The following is a 23982-nucleotide window of genomic DNA, read 5'->3' on the forward strand; positions in this document are numbered from 1 at the left end:
GAAATTAGTTATAGATTCTAAATCGTATATATAGAACGCTAAGTAAGAAGCACTAAATAAAAGTAGATAGCAAATGGGTAGTGAAATAGCCGTTGAGCGAAGCACATCCGACCAGATTGTAGTCACTTGATAAGCATAGAATTAGTTCTACAATTAGCCCAAGTTAAGGTGTGTAAGATAAATTTCACACAATAATTGTTTAAAAAGCATTCAGACGTATTCTATAATAGTATTCTGTTTGGAAGATTTTGTTAGAACTCTCCCAGTAAAAGTTAGCGCACGGCTCAGCAATGAGCCATTCCCCTAGGCCCGGAACGTTTGTTCTGGGCATTTTTTATGGGGTACGCGAAAGTTAACCTAAAAGATACTACTCGTTTATTAACGTTAGTGACGCTAGATAGTTTTTAGCGTTCTCAACATAATGCGCCGCCGACGCTTGTAGTTTAGGCTCTACGCTACTATCGAAACTTCTGATTACTTTTCCGGGTGAGCCAACAACTAAACTGTAATCGGGAATTTCCATGTTTTCGGTGATTAGTGCGTTCGCGCCAATAATACAATACTTGCCAATTTTAGCGCCGTTCAGCACAACAGCATTGATTCCCACCAGCGAATAATCGCCAATTTCACACCCGTGAAGCATGACTTTGTGCCCAACAGTTACACCGGTACCAAGAGTTAGTGGAATACCCGCGTCTGTATGAAGCACACTACCGTCTTGTATATTAGTGTTTTCACCCACTGTTATCTTGTCCATATCCCCGCGTATTACGGCATTGAACCAGACGCTAGCGCCTTTTTTCAGTTCAACATTACCAATAACGTGGGCGCCCGGCGCAATAAATACGCTTTTATGAACATCAGGTGTTTCTGAACCTAACTTATAACGCATGCCTATCTCCCTATTCATCTACTTTTCTCATTAACCCTTCTTGCATGGTTGAGGCAATAAGTTCACCACTTTGGTTAAATATTTGACCTCTAACCAAGCCTCTAGAACCACCACTAAAAGGACTTTCCATTGCATATAACATCCATTCATTCATGCTAATTGGGCGATGAAACCACATAGCATGATCAATGGTTGCAATTCGAAGAGACTTATCGGTCACTGCAACGCCGTGTGGCTGTAGCGAAGTGCTAAGAAAGTGGTAATCTGACGCGTAAGCAAGTGCAGCTTGGTGCACGGCTAATTGCGCATCCATTGTGTCTCTTGCTTTTAGCCAAATATAACGAGTAGGCTCACGCTTAGCTGAGTGATATGAATTAGCAGCATCTACAGTGCGAATATCTACCGGTTTATGGTAGCTCAATGCTTCTTGCATAGGACGCGCAATTTTGTTGAAGTTCGCTTCGTAAAACTCTATGTCAGACTGAACGTCTTCAGGCGCCGGAACGTCTGGCATGGTGGGGTTTTGATGCTCCATACCTTCTTGTGGCACCTGGAAAGATGCCGTCATGTAAAAAATATTTCTGCCATCTTGTATCGCTTTCACTCGACGCGCTGAAAAGCTTCTTCCGTCGCGTACTATTTCAACATCGTAAACAACCGGTTTTTTAGCATCGCCTGGCAATAAGAAGTAGGTATGAAATGAGTGCGCCACTCTGTCTGGTGATACTGTCTCATAGGCTGCCGCCAGTGCTTGCCCCAAAACCTGCCCGCCAAATAAAGCTCTAAAGCCTAAATCCCAGCTCTGACCCCGATAGATGCCAGCTTCCACTGTTTCGAGTTCAAATAGTGACGATAGTTTAATTTCAGACATGTTGTACGTTCTCTTCAATAACTGCTTTGGGGTTTCGCGGATAATACTTCTCGGGCAATTTTGCTTTGTGCTCAAAAAAGCGTGTATCTTTATAGGGTAACTTCATAAACCCTGATATGCCTAGCCCTTTTATGTTAGGAATTTGTTTGACAAGCTTTGCTAATAGGGTTTTAAACCGCTGCTCTTGACTATGATCGAGCAACGTATAGTAATTGTGAATTTTGAGGTGAGTTGGCAATGCTTCAAATATTATACACCCTGTGTGATGTATGGAGTTAAGCTGAATAATGGTATCAATGATATCTTGTGGTAGCTTTAGTAGCTCATCCGGGTCGTCGCCATCTTCAAAATAAGAGTGAGTTCTACTTTCATCTTTTTGCGCTGACACTTTTGATAGTTCATAGGGAATAGCCATAGCTTTTGAAGGAATAAATTTTTCTTCCTCGCTCTCACGCTCAATATGAAGCGTATTTTTAGCGTTAAACATACAGCACTTAAAAACGGCGGGTTTGTGAATGGCGCTAGCCAGGTTAATAACGTTATTAACAGCCAGTTCAAACGCTGCCTTCAACGTTTCATCGTATAAATTAAGGCTCGAATCAACATATATGCCTTCGGGCTCCCAGCGCACGGCTATGCCGCCAACAACAGGATAGCGGCCTAATCTACTGATTGCCGATACAAACGCTTTCTCAGTATCGCCCATACCTTGAAGATAGTTTTTATAATAGCGATCAAACTGAGCATCGTCGATATAGCGTAATTCCTCTACACCTTTTTCATCAAAGCCATTCGTTAAACGCGCTTGCTGCCTTAAATAGGATTTCCTCGAGCTGTATACAACGGTTTCTATATCTGCTCGAGTGTGAGTCAGCCATGTAGGAATTAACGGTGTGTATTGATGAGGCGTATCGTCGGTAAATACCATGTTTTTTAAAACGTGAAGATGATTAAACAAATAGTCACCGCCCTGGCGCCGTTTTACCGGGTCTTCACTAAGCATATATTCCAATATATTGGCTAACATTTTAGGCAGGCCTAACGACGATGGTGTAATGACCTTACTGCCATAACGGCAGGATTGACCCGACGCTAGTGCGTAAAGGGTACTGGCTAACCCCTGTTCGTCAAAACGTGGGCTTGAAAGTGCGCCGTTTAGCTGCTCCTCGCCAATAAAATAAACATCACCAAGTCGCGCATTAGTTTGGTGAAGCTCACCAGACATCAAGTCCATGACATTATTGCCAACATATTGACCGGAAATGTCTGTTTGAGCGAACACCGACGACCCCCAATCTATAAGCCCAACCGTCTCAGTAGCTTTATCCCATACTAAATTTGACGGTTTAATATCTCCATGAACAATGGGTTTTATTTCGCCGTTTTCGCTGTATTGCCTGAAGTTAGATAAAAGCTCTCCCACCTGAACGGCAATTTTTACGATGATACGCGGCGGTAAAGGCCCGGTTTTAAGGCTTACTTTCTCTAAATCTTCACCTGGGGCTAAGCCCATTACTAAGATAGACTGCTTGCGGATTTGTTGGTATTCGATAAAGCGAGGGACAAACTCGTGATTGATGTGAGAAAGCATAAACGCTTCCTCTTCTAGTCTGTCTTGTACGTGCTGAGGTAGCGTTATTCGTGAAAATTTAAAAACCCTTGCTTCACCGCTTGGGTCGCTGCCTGCAAACGCGAAACCAAAGGCCCCTTTACCTAACAGTTCAATATCCCTATAGCCCAAGCTTTCTAACTGAGAAATACATAAATTCACCCAGTCTTTCAGCTTTTTTGCGTCGGCGTGAGAGAGCAGATAAATTGACTGTTCATCTGGTATATAAAAGTGTTTTAGGCCTTTAAGTTGCGACATCGTGTTACTTTCACTTTAACGTTTCACTGCCTGCGAGCGTGACCATGCATTAATTTTGCTATACTCAGCGCTAGCTGCATGGGCGAACTACCATCAGTGATCTTCGTTTATCCAGCTCACATGGGTTGATGCACTACTGTCACTGCTTTTTGCGCCTAATTGCAGTACAACGTTCTGTAACGCTGATTCAAGTTGGCTATCAAGCTGCCATGGTGGGTTCAAAACAAAAACCCCAGAACCATACATGCCCGCTTCTGGAGTATTTTTTTCTACACAAATCTCGGCTTTAAAACAGGGCTTTCCTAAGGCGGCAAGCTTATCGCACATAAGTTCGCTTGCCCCATGTTTAGCGCCAGCCCTTTCAGACAATAGGGGGTACCAAACTACGATTTGCGCTTGTTGCCAACGTTTGAAAACTTGTTCTACACCTTTTATTACCTCGCCATATTCGGATGCGCGCTCGTAGGGTGGATCTATTAAAATAGCGCCTCGATTAGGTTTAGGTGGCGTAAGCGCTCTTAAACCTTCGTAGCCATCTCGCTTGTGAACATGCATTTTACGCAAATGCAATTTACCCATATTGGCTTCTAACTTATCGAACTCGGCGGGGTGAAGCTCCATTAAGTGTAAGTTATCGGTAGCGCGTTTCGCTGTCGCACTTATTGCAGGTGACCCGGGGTATTGATGCTTTGCTAAGAAGGGTTCACATAACGTCAGATAATTTTTCAAAAGCTCTGGTAGCGAATCATGTTCAGCGCCCGTGTTTATAATTCGCGAAATGCCTGTTTCGTATTCTTTGTTTTTCGATGACATTGCATCGTTTAAGTCGTACGTACCAGCACCTGCATGGGTATCGAAAAGAGTAAAGGGCTTATCTTTCTTCTTTAGTGAATTGATAACGCCTATCCAACATAGGTGCTTTATAACATCGGCATGATTACCAGCGTGAAATGCGTGTTGATAACTAAGCACAAAACCTCTGAAACATTGTTTTTCATATATAGCCTATGATAACGCCATAGCCGCACGAGGTACACAAAACAAAAAAGGGTTAATACGCCTATGTATCAACCCTTTTGTTGTTAATGCAATTTGCTTGGTACTTGACCAAGGCCATAGCGGTTGCGATTTTTACGCGGTTTACCTTAGATGCATCAGCATTTTTTCAGGTTGCGTTAAGTAGCTCATCCACAAATTATTGAAGCGAACCATAGTCGCACCATCAATGATGCGGTGATCGCCAGACCAGTTCACAGCCATAATGTGTTGTGCGCTCACGTTTCCTTCTTCATCAAAACGCGGTAACTTTTGCGTTTTCCCTAACGCTACAATTGCAGCTTCTGGTTTATTGATAACCGGCGTAGCGGTAATGCCACCAATAGCACCGATATTTGAGATACTAATTGTGCCGCCTTTTAAGTGTTCGCCCGCAACGCGCCCTGCTCTTGCCTGCTCAATAATGTCTTGCATTTGTTCTGCAATATCTAGCAGCGACAAATCTTGAACCCGTTTGATGTTGGGAACCAGTAGGCCAATTTTAGAATCTACGGCAAAACCAATATTGTGATCGCTAAAATAACTGATCTCGGTAGCATCTTCGTTTAGCTGACTGTTGATAGCTGGGAATTCATTCAGCGCAAGCGACATCGCTTTAACAAAAAATGGCATAAAGCTAAGTTTGATATTTTTTGCTTCAAACTCGGGTTTAAGCAGTTTACGTAGTGCCATTAAGCTGTCCATGACAAGCTCATCGCTTACCGTAAAGTGCGGAATGGTATACACAGACGCCGACATCTGTTTTGCCATGGCCGCTTGAATACCGCGCACTTTTTCAGTTCTTACGTCACCAGGCGTTATTGTGTTGATGTCCCGCTTAGCTGACGCGTTAGGCGTTGCTGTGCTATGTGCTGCTTGCTCTTTCGACGTCTCATTACTGTTGCTATCAAGGTTTATAACATCAGTTTTTAGAATACGGCCTTTCTTCCCGGAACCCTTAACGGTATTCAAATCGATGTTATTTTCTCGAGCAACCCGTCTTACAGCCGGACTTGCCAACACTTTACCAGGTATCGCAACCGGAGGCTCAAACTCACCTTCTTTAAATTTTGACAGCTCTACCGTAGTTGACGTCTGTTGCTTAGTTGTTGCTTCTGAAGACCGTGCTTTTTCAGCACTCGTTCCTTGATAAGTCGAATGACTTTCTGACTGGTCAGTGCCTCCCTCTACTTCTAATGAAAACAGCGCGCTATGGACCTTAGCTATATCACCTTGTGCGTAATACAGTCGATGTACCGTTCCCGCGTTCTTTGCCGGTATTTCAACCACCGCTTTATCTGTCATTACTTCAACGACAGCCTGGTCTTCTTCTATGACATCGCCTTCAGATACGTTCCACTTAACGATTTCACATTCAACAATTCCCTCACCAATGTCTGGTAAGATAAAATCTTCAACCTGTTTATTTGCATTCGCGTTTGAAGTCGAAGTTGGCAGGTCTACAACCACATCGGTGGTGTCTACAGCAGCGTCGGCTGATGCCTGTTCATTATGCGCTATATCCGTTGCATCCGGCGTCATGGAAAAAAGCGGCGCGTGAACTTTCGCTATATCGCCAACGGCGTAATGAAGTTTGTTCACTACACCTGCATGCATAGCAGGAATTTGAACCGTGGCTTTGTCTGTCATAACTTCAGCAACAGGCTGGTCTTCCTCTATGTGCTCTCCCTCTGACACTAACCACTCAAGCAGTTCACATTCAACAATACCTTCACCAATATCCGGTAAGATAAATTCAATTGTCATATCATCGTCTCCCGGTTTTAATAATGAAGCGTACGCTTAATCGCTTCGTAGGTTTTAGTTTCATCTGGCATATATTCTTTTTCATGTGCCAATGGATATGGCGTATCAAGACCACAGACCCTAGCTATAGGTGCTTCAAGGTACAAGAAACAGCGTTCTTGTATGGTTGCAGCTATTTCGCTAGCAAAGCCCCCTGTAAGCGGTGCTTCATGGTTAACCAGTAATCGTCCTGTTTTCATTACCGACTGCATAACGGTTTCAGCATCCCACGGTAAAATACTGCGCAAGTCGATTATTTCGCATGACACGCCATCTTCTAACGCCATCTCAGCAGCTTTTTGCAGTATTTCGATTTGAGCACCCCACCCTAGTAACGTAATATCGCTACCTTCTTGTACTATGTCGGCTTTACCTAACGGCAACTCATAATCTTCTTCTGGTACATCAGACACCGAAGCGCGGTACAAACGCTTAGGCTCCATAAACAACACCGGGTTTTTATCACGGATTGACGCCAGTAACAGCCCCTTGGCCTGGTAAGGGTTGCGTGGGATTACAATTTTCAAACCCGGGCAATGGGCAAAAAAGGCTTCGGGCGATTGACTGTGGTAATGACCGCCAGCAATCCCACCACCATAAGGAGTACGAATAGTTAACGTGCCCACATCGAACTGTCCACCAGAGCGATATCGCCATTTTGCGGTTTCGTTTACTATTTGATCGAAAGCGGGAAAGATATAATCACCAAACTGAATTTCGGCCACAGGCACCGAGCCTTGGGATGCCAAACCATTGGCAAATCCGATGATGCCCTGTTCGGTTAGCGGCGTATTGAAACAGCGACCTTTACCAAACTTCTCTTGTAGATGACTCGTTGCACGAAAAACACCGCCGAAATGGCCAACATCTTCACCGAAAACCATGACTTTTTCATCGTCGGTCATGGCTGTGATGAGCGCGTTATTGATAGCCTGTAGTAAGTTCATCTTCGCCATTACTTCACTCTCCCTGCGGTTTTAAGGTACATCTTCGGGTACTTTTTGATATGTGACTTAAGCTCGTTTATTTGTTCTTTTAGGTGCCAAGGTGGTGTGTCATACACGTCTTCAACAATGTCCTCAACGGCACATATATCGGTTTTCTCGCAGTTTTTCATTGCAGCCAATACATCTTGACGCGCTTTCTCTACGCGTTTTTGATTGTCGGCTTCGTTGTACCACCCTTTGCTCTCTAACCATTTCGCCATTCGAGCAATAGGGTCTTTGGCTCGCCACTTGTCTTCTTCTTCACGAGAGCGATACCCTGTCGGGTCATCCGACGTAGAGTGTGCAGCTAAGCGATATGTCATTGCTTCGATAAGTACAGGGCATTTTTCTTCTATAGCGATGCGACGGGCTTCTTTGGTTGCCGCATAGATCGCAAGAGCATCGTTTCCATCTACGCGAATGGTTTTTACTCCATAGCCTAGCCCTCTTGACGCAATACCGTCGCCAGCAAACTGCTCTTCTGCTGGTGTTGAAATGGCGTAGCCGTTATTTCGGCAGAAGAATATAACCGGGCAATTAAGTACCGCAGCCATATTTAACCCCGCGTGAAAATCTCCCTCTGATGCAGCACCTTCACCGAAGTAACATATAGTGACAACATCTTTACCCGACATTTTTTGCCCGTAAGCATAACCGGATGCTTGGGGAATCTGCGTCCCTAGGGGCGAAGAAATTGTCATGAAATTAAGGGTTTTGTCTCCGTAATGGATAGGCATTTGACGTCCCTTATTTGGGTCGTCTTTATTGCTGAACATTTGATTCATGAACTGATCTGTAGTGTAACCGCGATAGGCAAGCGCACCCTGTTCGCGGTATTGAGACATGATCATGTCATCATTTGAAAGCGCAGCCGCACTCGCTACCGAAGCCGCCTCTTCACCCGTACTGGCGAGATAGAAACTAATACGACCTTGGCGCTGTGCACCTACCATGCGTTCATCTAATACTCGGATGTAATGCATGGTATTAAAAATTTTTAATGCCTCTTCCTTGTCGATGTTAGGCTCTTGGGCGTTTTTAATAAGTTCTCCCTGTTCAGAAAGAACCTGCAACATAGGGATATCAACCACCCCTTTAGAAATAATCTCGACCTTATTTGTTGTTTTTACTTCGGCCAAATGGTTTCTGTCTTTCACGTTTGTTCCCCTTAAAACTGAGGGCTAATAGCGACTTTATAGTGAATGACTATGCTAGTAGAGAGGAAGCAGGAGCGTCCTTTTTATTCGCCAAGGATTTAGCAAATGCATGAGATAGCCATACTCAATGATGTGCCCTTGTGGGGATATCCATCCTAATAAAGTAAATGCCATGTAAAAATATTGATAAATAGTTAGGATAAATATTTCATTTGAAGGGAGCGTCTTCGTTCTATCTCTTCTATTAGACAGAGAAAACATGTAATTAAATTACAATTTAATGCAAAAAGAACCGCGTTTTTCACTTATTAATCTAGTTAAATTTCAAAATTATATTCCCTCTTCAAATGTAACAAAATGTGTAAAGTGTGTATTACTGAAACACACGTTACAAAACAAATAAAAGTGTGCTAGTAATAGATAGTCACGGCGACAAACGGCACATAAATAAAGGCGAATGACCTTTAAAATCGACCTAAAAAGCCGCCGGACTCCAGGGAACTATTCACACGAGAATAATTATGAAAAAAACACTAATCAGTACCGTAGTTGCTACGGCATTAGCAGGTTCTGCTTTTGGCGCGTTAGCAATTTCCAACCAAATTTCCGGCCATAGCGTTGAGCAACGCAATGCAATCGAAGCCTCTTTCGATAAGAAAAATATTCTAGCCAATGCAATTCAAGCTAGCAGTGACAGTGTACGTGTTATCGTTCAGTTACATGACGTACCAATGGCGCAATTCAGCGCAGTAAACCCAAGCGTAAACAGTATGTCTGCGCACAAGGGGCAGAAAGTTAACTTTGAGTCTAACGCAGCGAAAGAATATAAATCGTTCCTAGAAACGCAACAGCAATCTGTTATCCAAACAATTAAAGCATTCGACAAATCCTTTAAAGCTGATTTGTCTTATACAGCGGCGTTCAACGGTTTTGCGGGTATCGTATCGAAAAGTGCGCTTGATAAACTTTCAAGCCTGTCAACGGTAAAAGCGGTATATCCTGATGTAATTCATCATGCCCAAATGGACGCAAGTTTGGACCTAATTGGTGCCGTTGAGACGTGGGAACAGTTTGGCGGTAAAGAAAGCGCCGGTGCTGGTGTTAAAGTAGCCATTATCGATAGTGGTATTCGCCCAGAGAACCCTTTGTTTAGCGGTGAGAACTTTACGGCTCCTGCCGCAGACACCCTTCCAACTGATGATTACTGTTCAGAAGTTCCTGACTTTTGTAACAACAAGCTAATCGTTGCTCGTGCTGCTGAAATCGTTGAAGGCTTTAGTGTTGTAGAAGAAGAATATGAAAGCCCGCTAGGTTTTAACGGTCACGGCACTCACGTAGCCGGTACTGCAGTAGGTAACTACGGCGTTATGGCAGAACGCGATGGCGCAGAGGCAGAAATTTCAGGGGTTGCGCCAGCGGCTTATTTGATGGCTTATAAAGGCCTGTATGCAACGCCTGCAAACCCCGCTTCTTCAAGCGGCGCATCGTCTATGTTGCTTTCAATGCTTGAAGCTGCACTGACAGACGGCGCTGATGTTGTAAATAACTCATGGGGCGGCGGCGCTGGCGGCAACCCTAACGGCTCTGTTTATGAAGATGTATTAGAAGCCATGCACGATGCCGGTGTTGTTACGGTATTTGCAGCGGGTAACGATGGCCCACTCGAAACCTCAATCGGTTGTCCTGGTTGCTCTGACGACGTTATTACTGTGGCGGCAACAACCACAGCCCGCCTATTTGCTAACGAGTTGACGATTGAAGGTGACACTTCAATTGGTACCATTCCAGCGCTTTACTCTGTTGGAAACCCTAACATCGTTTTTGACACTGCACTAACAGCCCCTGTTGTTTACGCTGGTGCAGTTAATGCAGAAAATGTTGAAGCATGTGAGCCTTTTGCCGATGATTCTGTGTTTGAAGGAGCGATTGCTCTAGTTAGCCGCGGTACTTGTGGTTTTGTAACAAAGATTGAAAACGCTGAAGCTGCGGGTGCTGTTGCGGTCGTTGTTCACAATGTGGATGGTCGCGGAGAAGCCCCAATCTTAATGGGCGGCCTTAGCCCAGACCAGACGGTTCCTTCATTCATGATCCCTGCAACCCCGGGTCAAGAGTTAGCAACACTAATCTCAGAGTCTGAAGAAGCGGTTAATATCACAATTGGTGCAGAAGTAGTTCGCGTTGTATCTGATAGCTTGGCAGATATCATGGCCGACTTTAGCTCACGTGGTCCTAACGGCGACCCTACGTTCTTGAAGCCTAACATTGCTGCGCCTGGCGTTAGAATTTTCTCTGGTGAATCTCCAGACGCACCGGGACACGAAGGCGAGAGCTTCTCGTTTAAAGGCGGTACGTCTATGGCGTCACCACACGTGGCTGGTGCAGCGGCACTCATTAAGCAGATGCACCCAGATTGGACTGCACAGCAAATTAAGAGCGCGCTTGTTACTTCATCTATTCGTGACGTATTAAAAGAAGACGCTGCTACACAAGCTGACAACTTTGACATGGGTGCGGGCCGCCTAGACTTGCCACGTGCAACATCAGTTGAGCTGACGTACAGCGATTTAAGTCTCGTTTCATCTGAGTGTTATATTACTTGCGACATGTCTGTAACTGTTACTAATACAAGCGACGCTGATGTGACAGTTGATGCAACCACAATGTTTGATGATGAGAATATTGTTGCAACGGTTACGCCTGCATTGGCAACCTTACCTGCTGGTGCATCTGCACAGATCATGGTTTCGGTAGATGTATCACTTGTAGATTCTGGAGAATGGTTATTCGGTGGTATTAACTGGGCGGATACTAATGATGAAACAACGGATTACTTCATCCCTATTGCCATTTATCCTATTAACACCGACGAGCCTGAGTTATTCAACAGCTCGGTTAGCAATGAGTTTGCATCAGAGAATGAAGTGGTTAGAACATCTGCATCAGTCACTAACCAAGGTGTGACAGGCCTAATCGGCGTAACTTCAACCGTTGATGAAAAGTACGATATCGACGTTTCTAGTATTTCAGCAGTCAAAAACGGCAACCAAGAGCCAGTAACTTACGATGCAGAAAAACGTGAAGTTCGCTGGGAAGGGGCATTGAACACTGCAACGCTTGAACTCGTTGAAACAGCAGCGCCGTTTGGTTATTTTCCAATGCGTAACCTATCTTTTGCACAGCCTTTAGTCTGTAGTTCAGAATGTGATGATACAGTGATAACTGTTGAACCAGTTGTGGGCATAGAATATATGGGTCAAACGTATACAAGTGTGCAAATTTCTTCAAATGGATTTATTTCTTTAGGGACGGCATCGGGTAGCGTTACCGAATACAGACCCCATGAGTTACCTGGTTCTCAAGAGCCTAATAATGTTATTGCTCCTTACTGGACGGACCTCAACCTTAAAGGCACTGCCGATAATGATATAGGCACCGGCAATATATATGCTCAAAACTTGAGTGCCGGTACTGATAGCTATTTCGTAGTTGAATGGGAAAATGCGATGCTATGGGGGCAAGAGGGTACAAGCGTAAATTTCCAAATTTGGTACGATGCGAGTGCTGAAACATTCTCGTTTGCATATGGACCTATGAGCCCTAACAACACCCCTGCTGTTGTAGGTTTTGAAGATGCGACAGGTACCGTTGGTTATACTCATGCTGCACAGTTAAGCACTGGCGTTACAGGTTCTCTACCAGTAGAGGGTGATGAATTTGGTATCGTTACCATCCCAGGTGATCAAATTACAGTGAGCTATAGCGGTTCAGTAAAGCCAGCGGGTGAGCTAATGGATGACACGCTTTCAGTTGACGAGGATGCCTCTATTACAGCTAACATCTTGGCAAACGAGAAGGAAGATATCATCTTCAATACGTTTGAGATGGATTCACTATCAGGTGACTTTAGGACATATACGCCTATTGAAGTTGATAGAGAAGAGTTAGACCCGTCAACTGTTGAAGTAACTACTGAAGCAGCAAACGGCACAGTGACGGTTAATGACGATGGTACGGTAACCTACACGCCAAACGCAGACTTCTTCGGTGAAGACTCATTCACCTACACAGTTCAGGTAGAGGGTACTACTACAGATGAAGGCGAAGTGGTAGAAGGTGACATCATTGGCGAAGGCACGGTATCAGTAGCCGTTGCAGGCGTACAAGATGCTCCTGTACTTTCAATCTCTGCGCCATCAAGCGTTGATGAAGGTGAATCATTTACTGTAACTGCTTCAGCAACTGACGCAGATGGTGATGACGTTACTATTACTATCGACGGTGTTGAAACAACGTCATTTACTGGTACTGCACCAAGTCACGAGCAAGCAAATCGTGTTACGGTACAAGTAACAGCAACAGACGGTATCGATACGACAACAGACAGCGTGACTATTATAGTTAACGATAAGTCTGGTGGTTCTATGGGCTGGATTGCATTGCTTCTAGCGCCAGCGGTATACCTACGTAGACGCATGAAACGTTCGTAACGTTTTACGTTAAACTAGAAAGGCCGCTTTTAAAGCGGCCTTTTTTAATCATCTTGAGAAAGTTGCTGCAAATGTTGTGACATTCGTTTACTAGGCTGCACCCCAAGCTCCCGAAACTTCTCTATCTGCCTTACAATATTGCCTCTTCCACTGGTTAGTTTGTTCATAGCCTGTTCGTAACTGGTATGGGCACTGTCTATTGACTTCCCTACTTTTTCCATATCAGTAACAAAGCCAACAAACTTGTCATAAAGTTTAGCTGCCTGGTCGGCGATAAGCTGTGCGTTTTGGTTTTGGTATTCGTATTGCCAGATGTTATTAATCGTTCTAAGAGCAACTAATAAGTTTGTAGGGCTAACCAGCATAATATTGTGATTAAGCGCGGTGGTAACAAGCTCTGGCTCTTCTTCAACTGCAATAAGAAATGCAGGCTCAATAGGAATGAAAAGCAACACATAGTCGAGCGTTTTAATGCCCTGTAACGTTTGATAGTCTTTAGCTCCTAGGCCTTTGATGTGGCCTTTAATAGACGCAACATGTTGCGCAAGGTGTTGGGCTTTTTCTGTATCATCTTCACAGTTGAAGTAGCGCTCATAAGCGGCGAGGCTCACTTTCGAATCTATTATGACGTCTTTGTCATTGGGTAAGTGCACAACAACATCAGGCTGGAAGCGTTTGCCTTGTTCAGAGGTAGCAGACATTTGCGTTTCGAACTCGTGACCTTCTCGTAAACCTGACTCTTTTAGAATTCGCTCTAATACTACCTCGCCCCAATTACCTTGTTTTTTATTGTCGCCTTTTAGTGCATTGGTTAATGCGGCGGCTTCTTCAGTGATTTTCTGATTAAGTGCTTTAAGACTTAATATTTCTGTTTTAAGCGACGCGCGTTCTTGACCTTCGCGGATATGCTGCTCAGAGATTTGGCGCTTAAACCCGTCTAATTCGTTTTTAAACGGTGCAAGCACCGCTTCAATATTGTGTTTAGTTTGCTGTGTATAACGCTGCTGCTTCTCTTCAAATATTCGGTTTGCGAGGTTTTCAAACTGGGTATGTAAGCGCTGCTCAGACGCGTTCATCGCAGCAAGTTTATCTTCATGCGCGGTGTGAAGCGCCTGGATGCGTGCTTGATGCGCTTCATTTTGTGCGTGTAACTTGGCGCTAGTGATTCGCTCACTATTTAATTCAGTTTGTAATTGTTCACATTGTGTAGTGACATGCTTCATTCGCGCGGCCACTGTCTGGCTACGAATGAATAAATAGAGCGCGAGTACGCCAAGACCAAGAAACGCAATTAAAAATGCAGTGGGTTCGCTGGAAATAAGGTTGGAAAACATAGTGCTAACTTCATACTGTTATTTTGTACAGCACTATAAACAAATCTAACCGCGTTTACCAACATCAGCGGTCGCGTTATCTACTAAGGGTGCGAATTTTTGGTACGCACTCTTAACGGTAAGGTTAATAAAAGATACAAAAACAGGTGCATACGCACCTGTTTTTTATGAACTAGAGCATGAGTTAAGCGAATATAATGCAGTCGCTCAACATAAGCTGGCCTCTATTTAGATAGCGACGCGTCTAACTCTTCAATCTTTGCTTTCCAAATGGCTGGACCATTTTTATGCGCATTGGCACCTGTACTATCGACAGCGACCGTAACTGGCATATCAACAACGTCAAACTCGTAGATGGCTTCCATACCTAAATCTTCAAAAGCGACAACGCGCGCGTTTTTAATTGCTTTAGACACTAAGTAAGCTGCACCACCTACTGCCATTAAATACACCGCTTTGTGTTTAGCGATTGAGTCAACCGTAGCAGGGCCGCGCTCTGCTTTACCAATCATGCCGATTAGGCCGGTTTCTTCTAACATCATATCGGTGAATTTATCCATACGCGTCGCCGTCGTGGGGCCAGCAGGGCCTACAACTTCATCGCCTACAGCGTCAACTGGGCCAACGTAATAAATAAAGCGGTTGGTTAGGTCAACGCCTTCGGGAAGCCCTTCGCCGTTTTCCATCATAGTTTGAATACGTTTATGCGCTGCATCACGACCTGTAAGCATTTTACCCGATAGTAAGACGGTCTCGCCTACTTTCCACTCTTGAATATCATCCTTGGTCACTTCATCAAGGTTTACACGGCGGGTATTTTCACTCACTTCCCATGTTACTTCTGGCCAGTCTTCAAGCTTAGGTGGCGTTAGCTCTGCCGGGCCTGAACCGTCTAAATAAAAATGTGCATGACGTGTCGCAGCGCAGTTAGGGATCATGGCTACAGGCTTAGAAGCGGCGTGTGTAGGCAGGGATTTGATCTTCACATCCACTACCGTTGTTAAACCACCTAAACCTTGCGCGCCAATACCGAGTTTATTTACGCGGTCAAAAATTTCTAAGCGAAGCTTTTCATCGGTAGTTTGTGGGCCACGTTCAATCAACTCTTGTATATCGACAGGGTCCATCAGGCTTTCTTTAGCAAGTACCGCTGCTTTTTCAGCTGTACCGCCTATACCTATTCCAAGCATACCGGGTGGACACCAGCCCGCCCCCATTGTTGGTAGCGTTTTAACCACCCAATCAGCAATATCATCGCTCGGGTTAAGCATTACCATTTTAGATTTGTTTTCAGAGCCGCCACCTTTTGCCGCGATCATCACCTCAATTTTTTCACCTGCCACCATATCAATGTGAACCACAGATGGCGTGTTATCTTTGGTGTTTTTACGGGCGCCAGCAGGGTCTGCCACAATTGACGCACGCAGCGGGTTATCTGGATTAAGGTATGCACGACGGGTACCTTCATCAACCATCTCCTGAACGGTCATGTCGGTTTTATCCCACGTTACACCCATCCCCACTTTAACAAAGCAGGTTACAATACCCGTGTCTTGACAAAGTGGGCGTTTGCCCTCTGCTGACATGCGAGAGTTGATAAGAATTTGCGCCATAGCGTCTTTCGCAGCTTGGCTCTGTTCTTTGTTATACGCTTCTTCTACGGCTTTTACGTAATCGAGTGGGTGGTAGTAAGAAATGAACTGCAGGGCATCTTCAATGCTGTCAATGAAGTCTTGTTGACGGATAACGGTCATGACATCCTCTTTTTATTTGGCTTTCGTGGTCTTAGCTATCTAAAAAAGCGTATACTAGCGCATCTAAAGGCATCGCACCATGTAAAACCATACGCATAATGCTAATTCCAGCTATTTTTAAAAGCTATGTCGCCTTGCCTTTCTAAAACGGTATTAGACGCGCTGGATTATTAACATAACGTTATGTAGTTGTACACGTAAAATGCTTTGTAATTGAGTTAAAAATGGTTCTCAACAAAGCGTTTGAAGAAATGTCACGACCTTAAAAAGAAGTATTGTATTTACCTATGTCACACGCATATCCCTTACACGTCTATGTGTCTCGCTATACGAAAGAAGCGCTCTTAAATATTGTCGGTTTACATCACAACACACATGAGCCATTCAATACGCTTTTTGAACAGGTGGCATCGCTACCTTATTCCCTTCTGCTTGACACATCAGGCTCTTTAAAAAGTGATGGTCGTTACAACATAATGGCATTTTCGCCTGTATCCGTTATTGAAGCTAAGGGCGATGAAGTAACCTTGGTGGATGTCTCTACGTCAAAGCGTGAGGCCCTTCTGCAGCGCCCTTTCGAGGCCGTCGAACAACACTTGCACTCACAGTTAAATAATGTAGTAATAAATGCAGATGCAGACTTCGACACATCCCACCTACCCTTTATCGTTGGTGTGGCGGGCATGGCGGGTTATGACACAGGGCGTTTCTATGAAGCATTGCCAAGTGTTGCGAAAGACGACTACGCGACGCCTGACTTTACCGTTGGGCTATATTTACGTTCGCTTATCGAAGATACCCAAACTGGCCATATCTACTACTGCTCAGTAGATAACGCCCCCTTAACATCATTTTTTGCTGCCCCTGACAGCAGTAAAAAAGTTGCCACTGATACTGTGCCTTCAGATTTCAAGTTAACAACGCCGTTTACATCAAACCTGTCTAAGCATGAGTATAAAAAAAGTTTAGCCACCATCGAGGGCTATCTGCGTGCTGGGGACTGTTACCAAGTTAATATGGCGCAACGTTTTACTGCATCATATGAAGGTAATATTTGGCAAGCGTACTGTGAACTACGCAATCAAAACCAAGCGCCGTTCTCTGCGTATTTCAACCTGCCGGACGGCTGTATTGCTTCTATTTCACCGGAGCGGTTTTTGCGGATTAAGGATGGCATAGTTGAAACTAAGCCGATTAAGGGCACGCGTCCACGATTTAAGAACCCGTTAAAGGATAAAGCGAGTGCTGATAGTCTGCTATCAGCAGAAAAGGATCGCTCTGAAAACCTGATGATTGTCGATTTGCTGCGAAACGACATTTCGAAGCACTGTAAGCCCCATTCGGTAAAAGTACCTGCACTCTTTGCCCTTGAAAGCTATGAAGCGGTTCATCATTTAGTCAGTACGGTTACCGGAGAGCTAAACGAAACCGCCTCACCACTTGAGTTGTTAGCGGCAGCCTTTCCCGGCGGCTCTATTACTGGCGCCCCTAAAATTCGTGCAATGGAAGTCATTGATGAACTAGAGCCACACCGACGTAATATTTATTGCGGTAGTGTTTTTTACATGGGTTACCGTGAGGACATGGACTCAAGCATTTGTATTAGAACAGTATTGGCAGAGAATAACCGATTACATTGTTGGGCCGGCGGTGGTATTGTTTTAGATTCAGTACCCAGTGAAGAATACCAAGAAACCCTCGACAAAGTCTCGAAGATACTGCCGGTACTTGAATCGATAAACCAATAATTGAAAGAGTATACAAGCAACCTTGTTTGCAACTATTATTAGAAGGCCATGACACGAAACGAATTTCTATCTCAATTTCATCACTTTAGGCAGCCTCACATTGAACCTGATTTTCCTTTAACAAAAAACAGGTCGTCCGGCTGCGGTATTAATCCCACTGATTGATTACGGAAATTCACTTCGACTATTACTTACAGAACGGGCCCATCACCTGAAACACCACCCTGGACAAATAAGCTTCCCAGGCGGCGCGGTAGATAGCTCAGACAACACGCTGTTCGATGCTGCACTAAGGGAAGCAGAAGAAGAAGTTGGCCTTCCTTCAAGCCACGTTGATGTGGTAGGCATGCTACCAAGATACCGCACCATCAGCGGCTATGAAATTGCGCCAGTAGTAGGCTTTGTTAACCCCGACTTTACCCCCGTTATCGATAAAAACGAGGTAGAGAGCGTGTTCGAGGTTCCCCTAGCTCATGTGTTAAATCGCAAAAACCACCTTGTTCATACAACCCACCGAGATAAAAAAGCCTTCCCTATTTACTTTATTCCTTGGCAAGAAAGAATGATATGGGGGGCGACAGCAGCGATGCTGCGTAACCTTTCCCATCATATCCACCCCTAGGTCACGTACATTCATACTTCAGGTTAAGCCCGTAGCACTGCGTATAAACACACGTGGTTATACCGCTAACAATACGTTCTATGCCCAAACGTATCTCAAAACTTTACTGCGCTATAAATTAATCTTTACAGTGTATTAGCAAAACTAATCTCGCTATTAGCATTTCTGTATTGTGGTTTTTACCTAGTAGATGCATGATCTAATTATTACTTTGTTTTAATTTTGAAAGTTTATGATTAGTGTATTTGATATGTTTAGCGTGGGTATTGGCCCTTCTAGTTCGCATACGGTAGGTCCAATGAAAGCTGGTGCTGAATTTGTAGGCGAATTAGCACAAGATAATGCGCTTTTTGAAACTGTAGATAGTGTAAAAGTGGAATTGTTTGGCTCTCTTGGTCAAACAGGTATCGGACACGGTACAGGAAAAGCAGTGATTTTGGGTTTACTCGGCGAACTCCCCGATATGATTGATGTAGACAGCATTGAATCGAGACTAGAGGAAATTCGCAACAGCGAGCAACTTCGACTCAATGGTCAGCAGCTAGTGCGCTTCCCAAACAAGAACGCAATCATTTTCCACCGCCGTAAATCGCTACCTAAACATGCTAACGCGCTGACATTCTACGCGTACGCCAAAGATGCGTTGGTAAAACAGCAAACATACTACAGTATCGGCGGTGGCTTCATTATAAAAGACGAAGACTTTGATGCGACTAAAGCGCACGCTGCTACCCTACAAGCTTCGGTCCCCTTTCCTTTTAAAACAGCCGAGGAGCTACTTGCTTTATGTAAAACCAATGGGTTAAGTATTAGCTCGCTAATGCTGCGTAATGAGTCTACGTTTAGGTCGAAGCATGAAGTAAAGCAGCAGTTGCATAATATATGGCTGGTAATGAAAGCCTGTATTCAACGCGGCATTGAAAGTGAAGGTATTTTACCTGGCGGTCTAAAAGTAGTCCGTCGCGCACCTGGCTTATATCGCCGCCTTCAAACGGAGCATACTAACGACCCCATGCAGACCATGGACTGGGTAAACTTATTTGCGCTAGCTGTTAACGAAGAAAATGCAGCCGGCGGGCGTGTGGTGACTGCCCCTACAAATGGCGCTGCCGGAATTATTCCCGCTGTGCTTCAATACGTAGATAAATTTATACGCCCTGTAGATGAAGAAGTCGCAAGCCGTTTTCTTCTTACCGCCGGTGCAATAGGTATTCTTTATAAGGAGAATGCTTCTATATCTGGCGCAGAGGTCGGCTGTCAGGGCGAAGTTGGGGTAGCCTGTTCAATGGCTGCGGGCGCACTTGCAGAGATAATGGGCGGTACCGCAGCGTCGGTAGAAAACGCAGCAGAAATTGGTATGGAGCATAACCTAGGGCTTACGTGTGACCCGGTTGGTGGGCTTGTACAAGTCCCGTGTATCGAACGAAATGCCATGGGTGCGATTAAAGCGATTAATGCTTCGCGACTTGCACTACGCGGGACGGGCGATCAGAAAGTATCGTTAGACAAGGTAATTAAGACCATGCGCGATACCGGCAACGATATGAAAACCAAATATAAAGAAACGGCACGAGGCGGACTGGCAGTAAATATCATAGAGTGTTGATCGTTAGCCCGCAGTAAACGAAGACTAAAATACAAAAAAGGGGCAACAGCCCCCTTTTTTCATTCATGCTTGTTTTTCACAACGCTACTTCACGGGAAGCGTTACGCCTTTGAACATTTTTTCTACTTCGTCATTGTTTTTCAGCATCATGGCTTTTTCCACTTTGTCTTTAGTTAAATGAGGTGCAAATCGCTCGATAAAGTCATACATATAGCTTCGTAAGAACGACCCTTTTCTAAAACCAATCTTTGTTGTGCTGTAATCGAATAAGTGACTTGCGTCTATTTTAACTAAATCATCATCAAGCTCTTCACTTACTGCCATAGAGGCTATAACGCCTATACCTACACCAAGACGAACGTACGTTTTAATTACATCTGCGTCTGTCGCAGTGAAGACAATTTTAGGTGTAAGCCCTGCTCTTTCAAACGCTTGATCGAGTTCTGAGCGACCTGTAAAACCGAACACATAAGTAACTAAGGGATACTTTGCTATATCCGAAATGTCTATGGTGCCCTTCTTAGAAAGCGGATGATCTTTATTAACGATGACACTGCGATTCCAGTGATAGCAAGGCAGCATGACCAGATCGTTATATAAGTGAAGTGCTTCAGTGGCAATGGCAAAATCTGCTTCACCTTTTGCTGCTAGGTCACTTATTTGAGATGGCGTACCCTGGTGCATATGAAGCGATACCTTTGGGTACTTACTCATAAAGCCTTGTATTACATCTGGCAATGCATAGCGGGCTTGTGTATGCGTAGTAGCAATGTTTAATTTGCCTTGGTCAGGCAGTGTATGCTCTCTGGCAACAGCTTTAATGCTTTCAACTTTCGCAAGAATTTCTCGCGCGATATTGATTACATCATTACCAGCATCAGTGACGTGCGTAAGGTGCTTTCCACTACGACCAAAAATTTGAACGCCTAATTCATCTTCTAGCATGCGCACTTGTTTACTGATACCCGGTTGTGAGGTATACAAACTTTCAGCGGTAGCTGAAACATTCAAATTATTGTTAAGAACTTCTACGATATATCGTAGTTGCTGTAGCTTCATAGTTTACACCGTTAAATGGGATAGTCTGACACTGTACTCCCACCGTTATAACCAAAACTACTCGTTTTTACTAGTTGCTATTACGAAAATGCCATTATAAAGTTGAAAATAATTCATTTTTTACCATTTTACTCGGTAAAGCTTCGGCCTTAATGAAATTGAACTACATTAAGGTTACGGAAAATAAGATACACGGCGTTTAATAAATAATGAGTAGCAGTAAACAGGTTTCTTCCACAATCGATTTTTCTTCTGTGCTTGCCGCTGCAGTGCACGATATGAAAAACTCATTATTTCTTCTTATCCAATCTATCGAAACATTAAGTGAGACGTTGTCTCCAACAAATATTGAAGCGAAAGAACAAGTAGCCAGTGTTCACTACGAAGCGTCTCGGCTAAATACCAACCTTGTCCAAATTCTTTCCCTGTATCGGGCAGAGTTAGAAAGCCTTCCTATTACTGTTGACGAGAGTTTTATCAAAGACTTAGTGGAAGACGTTGTAGGGTCAAATGCACTTTATGTAGCGCAAAAAAATATAACCATAACCACTGATATTGAGGATGACTTGAGCTGGTACTTAGACAGTGAACTCATTTATTTGCTGTTAAATGACGTAATCATTAATGCTATGCGTTACGGCACTTCTAAAATACAGGTCAGTGCAACCATAGACGCATCTTCCTACTTATCGATAAAGATAGAAGACGACGGTGTCGGCTACCCTGAGTCTATGTTGTCTAAGAGTCACGAAGCTCTCTCTGATTTCGAGCTAAGTCAGGGCAGAACGGGACTCGGTTTGTTTTTTGCAAAATTGATAGCACGGGCCCATTCGCAGGAGGACATGGAAGGAACAATCGCACTTTCTAATGGCGGATTGCTCGGTGGAAGTGTATTTGAAGTAAAAATACCGTAGTATTGACCGATAACCTTAAGTAATTCAGAAAGTAACGCCCGTAAGTAAGAATACACTGACGTTGTAAAAAATATAAAACAGACGGAAAGACACGCATGTACGTGATTATTATCATATTAATTGTTGTTTTGCTCATCGCGGCCATATTCATTAACGCAATACAACAGCATCGACAAAAACAGGAAGCTGAGCGCAGAACAGAATTAGCAAAGCAGCGCACCATTGTCGATGAGACAGAAAACGTTATTGCCGCTTGCGTTAACATCCCAGTTTCTTCTCGCATCATGGGGATTCTACACAATCGAATTCTCAACGCGCTTAAAGCGATGAATGAACTATCGAGTACCGCTGAACTTAAACAGCGAATTGCAAGTAGCGAACAGGCGACGGCGGCAGCGCTTTCTGATAAAAGCGGTGCATTGTCAGAGTTTTCTCTACCTGATAACGACAAAATGATCATTCAATATATACAAGCAGTTAAAAAGCTGCGAATTGTGCTGCGCTCAGAGCACAGTAAAGGTCAAATAGACTCGAAAGTATTTATGGATGAAGATAAACAGTTAGAGCGACTACAGATAAAAGTCAACGTAGAAACCTTGATCAAGCGAGGCCGCGCTGCGCTTCAAACTAACATGTTAGGCTCGGCCAGACAGTATTTTGAAAAAGCCAAAAATGCGCTGGAAAACCAAACACAACAAGATGAATATTCCACGTCTCGCCTAGCTACATTAGGCGAATGGCTTCACGAAATACAAAGTAACCTTAAGAGCGTAAACGAGAAAGATCGGGCCAAGAAGCAAGAAGAAGAGCGCGACGAACTGGACGAATTATTCGCCCCTAAGAAAAAGTGGTAAAGGCCTATTAGTTAGCCTGCTTATCCCTGTGGGTTAACTGACTCCGTCGCATAGTACTTGGTTTTACAATTTAAGCGTAATGCGCGATAGCTAAGTCCCACATAGATTGAGCAGGTAGCGACAAACCCTTTCGCGCATGCTTTATAATACCGATATTTTTTATCAACGGGTTGATTGTTATTTGTCTCACTACCAGCCCTAACCCCTCCATTTGAGATTGGGAAATAGCCGGCATAATTGAAATGCCCAACCCATTTTGAATTAATTTGCCAAGCGTTGATAGCTGACCCGTTTCGGCAATAATGTTCAATTCACCAAAACGCGCTAATTGAGATTGTGTCCAATGCCGAACCGCGGAGCCTCTGTTCATCATTACCAGAGGGTGCAGCAAGCAGTCTTGCCAGCTTGGCGCGTTGCTTAAATCCTTGGCCTGAGAAGAATTAGCCACTACAACAAACTGGTCAGCAAACAGACTTTTAAACACTAGCCCATCTTTTCGCTCTGGCTCGAAGGAAAACCCTATTTCACTTCGACCTGTAGTGACTTCGTGAATAACTTGCTCCATCACTACATCGACGATACGCAAGTTGACGTTTGGCGTTCTCTTGTGAAAAGCAGATAGAATACTGGGTAAATGTGACTCTGCAAATGAGGGCATTGCGCAAATGGTCAGCTGACCTTTGGCCATGGCAAACAAGTTCTGTATGTCTGAAAACGTGTTATCCCAATCGTGAAGCAGTCGTAAGGCATTTGGGAATAACACTTCACCTTCCGGTGTCAGGCTTACATTACGCGTATTACGCTTAAAGAGTTTGCCGCCCAATTGCTCTTCCATTTTCTTAATGGCAGAAGACAGTGCTGGCTGAGTAAGGTGTAAATTAACTGCAGCTTCAGCAAATGTCGAAGATTTCGCCACTTCTACAAACGCTTTCACTTGTCGGTAGGATACGTCCACGTTTATTCCCTCTAACCTCGCTATTAATAAATAAT

16 protein-coding genes and 1 pseudogene are annotated in these 23982 nt (G+C 44.2%); 6 read left to right on the forward strand and 11 right to left on the reverse strand.

What is annotated here, in order from left to right:
• Positions 1 to 367 precede the first annotated feature (367 nt).
• The 7 genes from ACX5J7_RS01365 to ACX5J7_RS01395 form a co-directional block, all read right to left on the reverse strand.
• A complete protein-coding gene (locus tag ACX5J7_RS01365; RefSeq protein WP_498705828.1) occupies positions 368 to 892 on the reverse strand; it encodes a gamma carbonic anhydrase family protein in 525 nt (174 codons plus the stop codon).
• A 10-nt stretch (positions 893 to 902) separates the two neighbouring features.
• Complete coding sequence (gene tesB / locus ACX5J7_RS01370; RefSeq protein WP_498705830.1) at positions 903 to 1763, reverse strand: acyl-CoA thioesterase II; 861 nt, start codon at positions 1761 to 1763, stop codon at positions 903 to 905.
• Positions 1756 to 3630, reverse strand: a complete 1875-nt coding sequence (locus tag ACX5J7_RS01375; RefSeq protein WP_498705832.1) for a protein kinase domain-containing protein — start codon at positions 3628 to 3630, stop codon at positions 1756 to 1758. Before ACX5J7_RS01375 ends, tesB begins: the two co-directional genes overlap by 8 nt.
• 93 nt (positions 3631 to 3723) lie before the next feature.
• Positions 3724 to 4602, reverse strand: a complete 879-nt coding sequence (locus ACX5J7_RS01380) for a 23S rRNA (adenine(2030)-N(6))-methyltransferase RlmJ (protein ID WP_012518447.1) — start codon at positions 4600 to 4602, stop codon at positions 3724 to 3726.
• 168 nt (positions 4603 to 4770) lie between these two features.
• Positions 4771 to 6432: a dihydrolipoyllysine-residue acetyltransferase gene (locus tag ACX5J7_RS01385; RefSeq protein ID WP_015067256.1), complete on the reverse strand. Its 1662-nt coding sequence runs from the start codon at positions 6430 to 6432 to the stop codon at positions 4771 to 4773.
• Positions 6433 to 6449: 17 nt separating this feature from the next.
• On the reverse strand, positions 6450 to 7427 hold the full coding sequence (locus tag ACX5J7_RS01390) for an alpha-ketoacid dehydrogenase subunit beta (protein ID WP_278385690.1): 978 nt from the start codon (positions 7425 to 7427) through the stop codon (positions 6450 to 6452).
• Positions 7427 to 8614 carry a thiamine pyrophosphate-dependent dehydrogenase E1 component subunit alpha gene (locus ACX5J7_RS01395; RefSeq protein WP_498705835.1) on the reverse strand — a complete coding sequence of 396 codons (1188 nt, stop codon included), beginning with the start codon at positions 8612 to 8614 and terminating at the stop codon, positions 7427 to 7429. Before ACX5J7_RS01395 ends, ACX5J7_RS01390 begins: the two co-directional genes overlap by 1 nt.
• 521 nt (positions 8615 to 9135) lie before the next feature.
• On the opposite strand from ACX5J7_RS01395, the gene ACX5J7_RS01400 reads away from it, so the two are divergent.
• Positions 9136 to 13101 (forward strand): S8 family serine peptidase, encoded by a 3966-nt coding sequence (locus tag ACX5J7_RS01400; RefSeq protein WP_287149453.1) that lies wholly within the window; start codon positions 9136 to 9138, stop codon positions 13099 to 13101.
• A 44-nt stretch (positions 13102 to 13145) separates the two neighbouring features.
• Here the strand turns inward: ACX5J7_RS01400 and rmuC are convergent, their stop codons facing one another.
• Both rmuC and ACX5J7_RS01410 read right to left on the reverse strand, forming a co-directional pair.
• Positions 13146 to 14435, reverse strand: coding sequence for a DNA recombination protein RmuC (rmuC, locus tag ACX5J7_RS01405; protein ID WP_498705837.1), 1290 nt, complete (start codon positions 14433 to 14435; stop codon positions 13146 to 13148).
• 224 nt (positions 14436 to 14659) lie between these two features.
• Positions 14660 to 16189, reverse strand: coding sequence for a fumarate hydratase (locus ACX5J7_RS01410; RefSeq protein WP_015067253.1), 1530 nt, complete (start codon positions 16187 to 16189; stop codon positions 14660 to 14662).
• A 287-nt stretch (positions 16190 to 16476) separates the two neighbouring features.
• Between ACX5J7_RS01410 and pabB the strand changes: the two genes are divergently transcribed.
• From pabB to ACX5J7_RS01425, 3 genes and pseudogenes are all read left to right on the forward strand, one after another.
• Positions 16477 to 17937: an aminodeoxychorismate synthase component I gene (gene pabB, locus ACX5J7_RS01415; RefSeq protein WP_498705839.1), complete on the forward strand. Its 1461-nt coding sequence runs from the start codon at positions 16477 to 16479 to the stop codon at positions 17935 to 17937.
• Between the two features lie 48 nt (positions 17938 to 17985).
• Positions 17986 to 18559 (forward strand): annotated as a pseudogene (locus tag ACX5J7_RS01420) (CoA pyrophosphatase).
• Positions 18560 to 18791: 232 nt separating this feature from the next.
• Positions 18792 to 20165, forward strand: coding sequence for an L-serine ammonia-lyase (locus ACX5J7_RS01425; RefSeq protein WP_015067251.1), 1374 nt, complete (start codon positions 18792 to 18794; stop codon positions 20163 to 20165).
• Between the two features lie 84 nt (positions 20166 to 20249).
• On the opposite strand, the gene cysB is transcribed toward ACX5J7_RS01425, so the two are convergent.
• Positions 20250 to 21224 carry an HTH-type transcriptional regulator CysB gene (cysB, locus tag ACX5J7_RS01430; RefSeq protein ID WP_015067250.1) on the reverse strand — a complete coding sequence of 325 codons (975 nt, stop codon included), beginning with the start codon at positions 21222 to 21224 and terminating at the stop codon, positions 20250 to 20252.
• Positions 21225 to 21433: 209 nt separating this feature from the next.
• On the opposite strand from cysB, the gene ACX5J7_RS01435 reads away from it, so the two are divergent.
• Together ACX5J7_RS01435 and ACX5J7_RS01440 are read left to right on the forward strand one after the other, a co-directional pair.
• Positions 21434 to 22138 carry a sensor histidine kinase gene (locus tag ACX5J7_RS01435; RefSeq protein ID WP_012518434.1) on the forward strand — a complete coding sequence of 235 codons (705 nt, stop codon included), beginning with the start codon at positions 21434 to 21436 and terminating at the stop codon, positions 22136 to 22138.
• A 95-nt stretch (positions 22139 to 22233) separates the two neighbouring features.
• Positions 22234 to 22992 (forward strand): hypothetical protein, encoded by a 759-nt coding sequence (locus tag ACX5J7_RS01440; protein ID WP_015067249.1) that lies wholly within the window; start codon positions 22234 to 22236, stop codon positions 22990 to 22992.
• Between the two features lie 70 nt (positions 22993 to 23062).
• Here the strand turns inward: ACX5J7_RS01440 and ACX5J7_RS01445 are convergent, their stop codons facing one another.
• A complete protein-coding gene (locus ACX5J7_RS01445) occupies positions 23063 to 23947 on the reverse strand; it encodes a LysR family transcriptional regulator (RefSeq protein WP_498705841.1) in 885 nt (294 codons plus the stop codon).
• Between the last annotated feature and the right edge of the window lie 35 nt (positions 23948 to 23982).

The sequence above is a fragment of the Alteromonas infernus genome, from assembly GCF_902705815.1.

What these genes read in the sequence shown, in the direction of transcription:
- ACX5J7_RS01365 (WP_498705828.1), bottom strand. Translation starts at nt 892, where the DNA reads ATGCGTTATAAGTTAGGTTCAGAAACACCTGATGTTCATAAAAGCGTA.
- tesB (WP_498705830.1), bottom strand. Translation starts at nt 1,763, where the DNA reads ATGTCTGAAATTAAACTATCGTCACTATTTGAACTCGAAACAGTGGAA.
- ACX5J7_RS01375 (WP_498705832.1), bottom strand. Translation starts at nt 3,630, where the DNA reads ATGTCGCAACTTAAAGGCCTAAAACACTTTTATATACCAGATGAACAG.
- ACX5J7_RS01385 (WP_015067256.1), bottom strand. Translation starts at nt 6,432, where the DNA reads ATGACAATTGAATTTATCTTACCGGATATTGGTGAAGGTATTGTTGAA.
- ACX5J7_RS01390 (WP_278385690.1), bottom strand. Translation starts at nt 7,427, where the DNA reads ATGGCGAAGATGAACTTACTACAGGCTATCAATAACGCGCTCATCACA.
- ACX5J7_RS01400 (WP_287149453.1), top strand. Translation starts at nt 9,136, where the DNA reads ATGAAAAAAACACTAATCAGTACCGTAGTTGCTACGGCATTAGCAGGT.
- rmuC (WP_498705837.1), bottom strand. Translation starts at nt 14,435, where the DNA reads ATGTTTTCCAACCTTATTTCCAGCGAACCCACTGCATTTTTAATTGCG.
- ACX5J7_RS01410 (WP_015067253.1), bottom strand. Translation starts at nt 16,189, where the DNA reads ATGACCGTTATCCGTCAACAAGACTTCATTGACAGCATTGAAGATGCC.
- pabB (WP_498705839.1), top strand. Translation starts at nt 16,477, where the DNA reads ATGTCACACGCATATCCCTTACACGTCTATGTGTCTCGCTATACGAAA.
- ACX5J7_RS01425 (WP_015067251.1), top strand. Translation starts at nt 18,792, where the DNA reads ATGATTAGTGTATTTGATATGTTTAGCGTGGGTATTGGCCCTTCTAGT.
- cysB (WP_015067250.1), bottom strand. Translation starts at nt 21,224, where the DNA reads ATGAAGCTACAGCAACTACGATATATCGTAGAAGTTCTTAACAATAAT.
- ACX5J7_RS01435 (WP_012518434.1), top strand. Translation starts at nt 21,434, where the DNA reads ATGAGTAGCAGTAAACAGGTTTCTTCCACAATCGATTTTTCTTCTGTG.
- ACX5J7_RS01440 (WP_015067249.1), top strand. Translation starts at nt 22,234, where the DNA reads ATGTACGTGATTATTATCATATTAATTGTTGTTTTGCTCATCGCGGCC.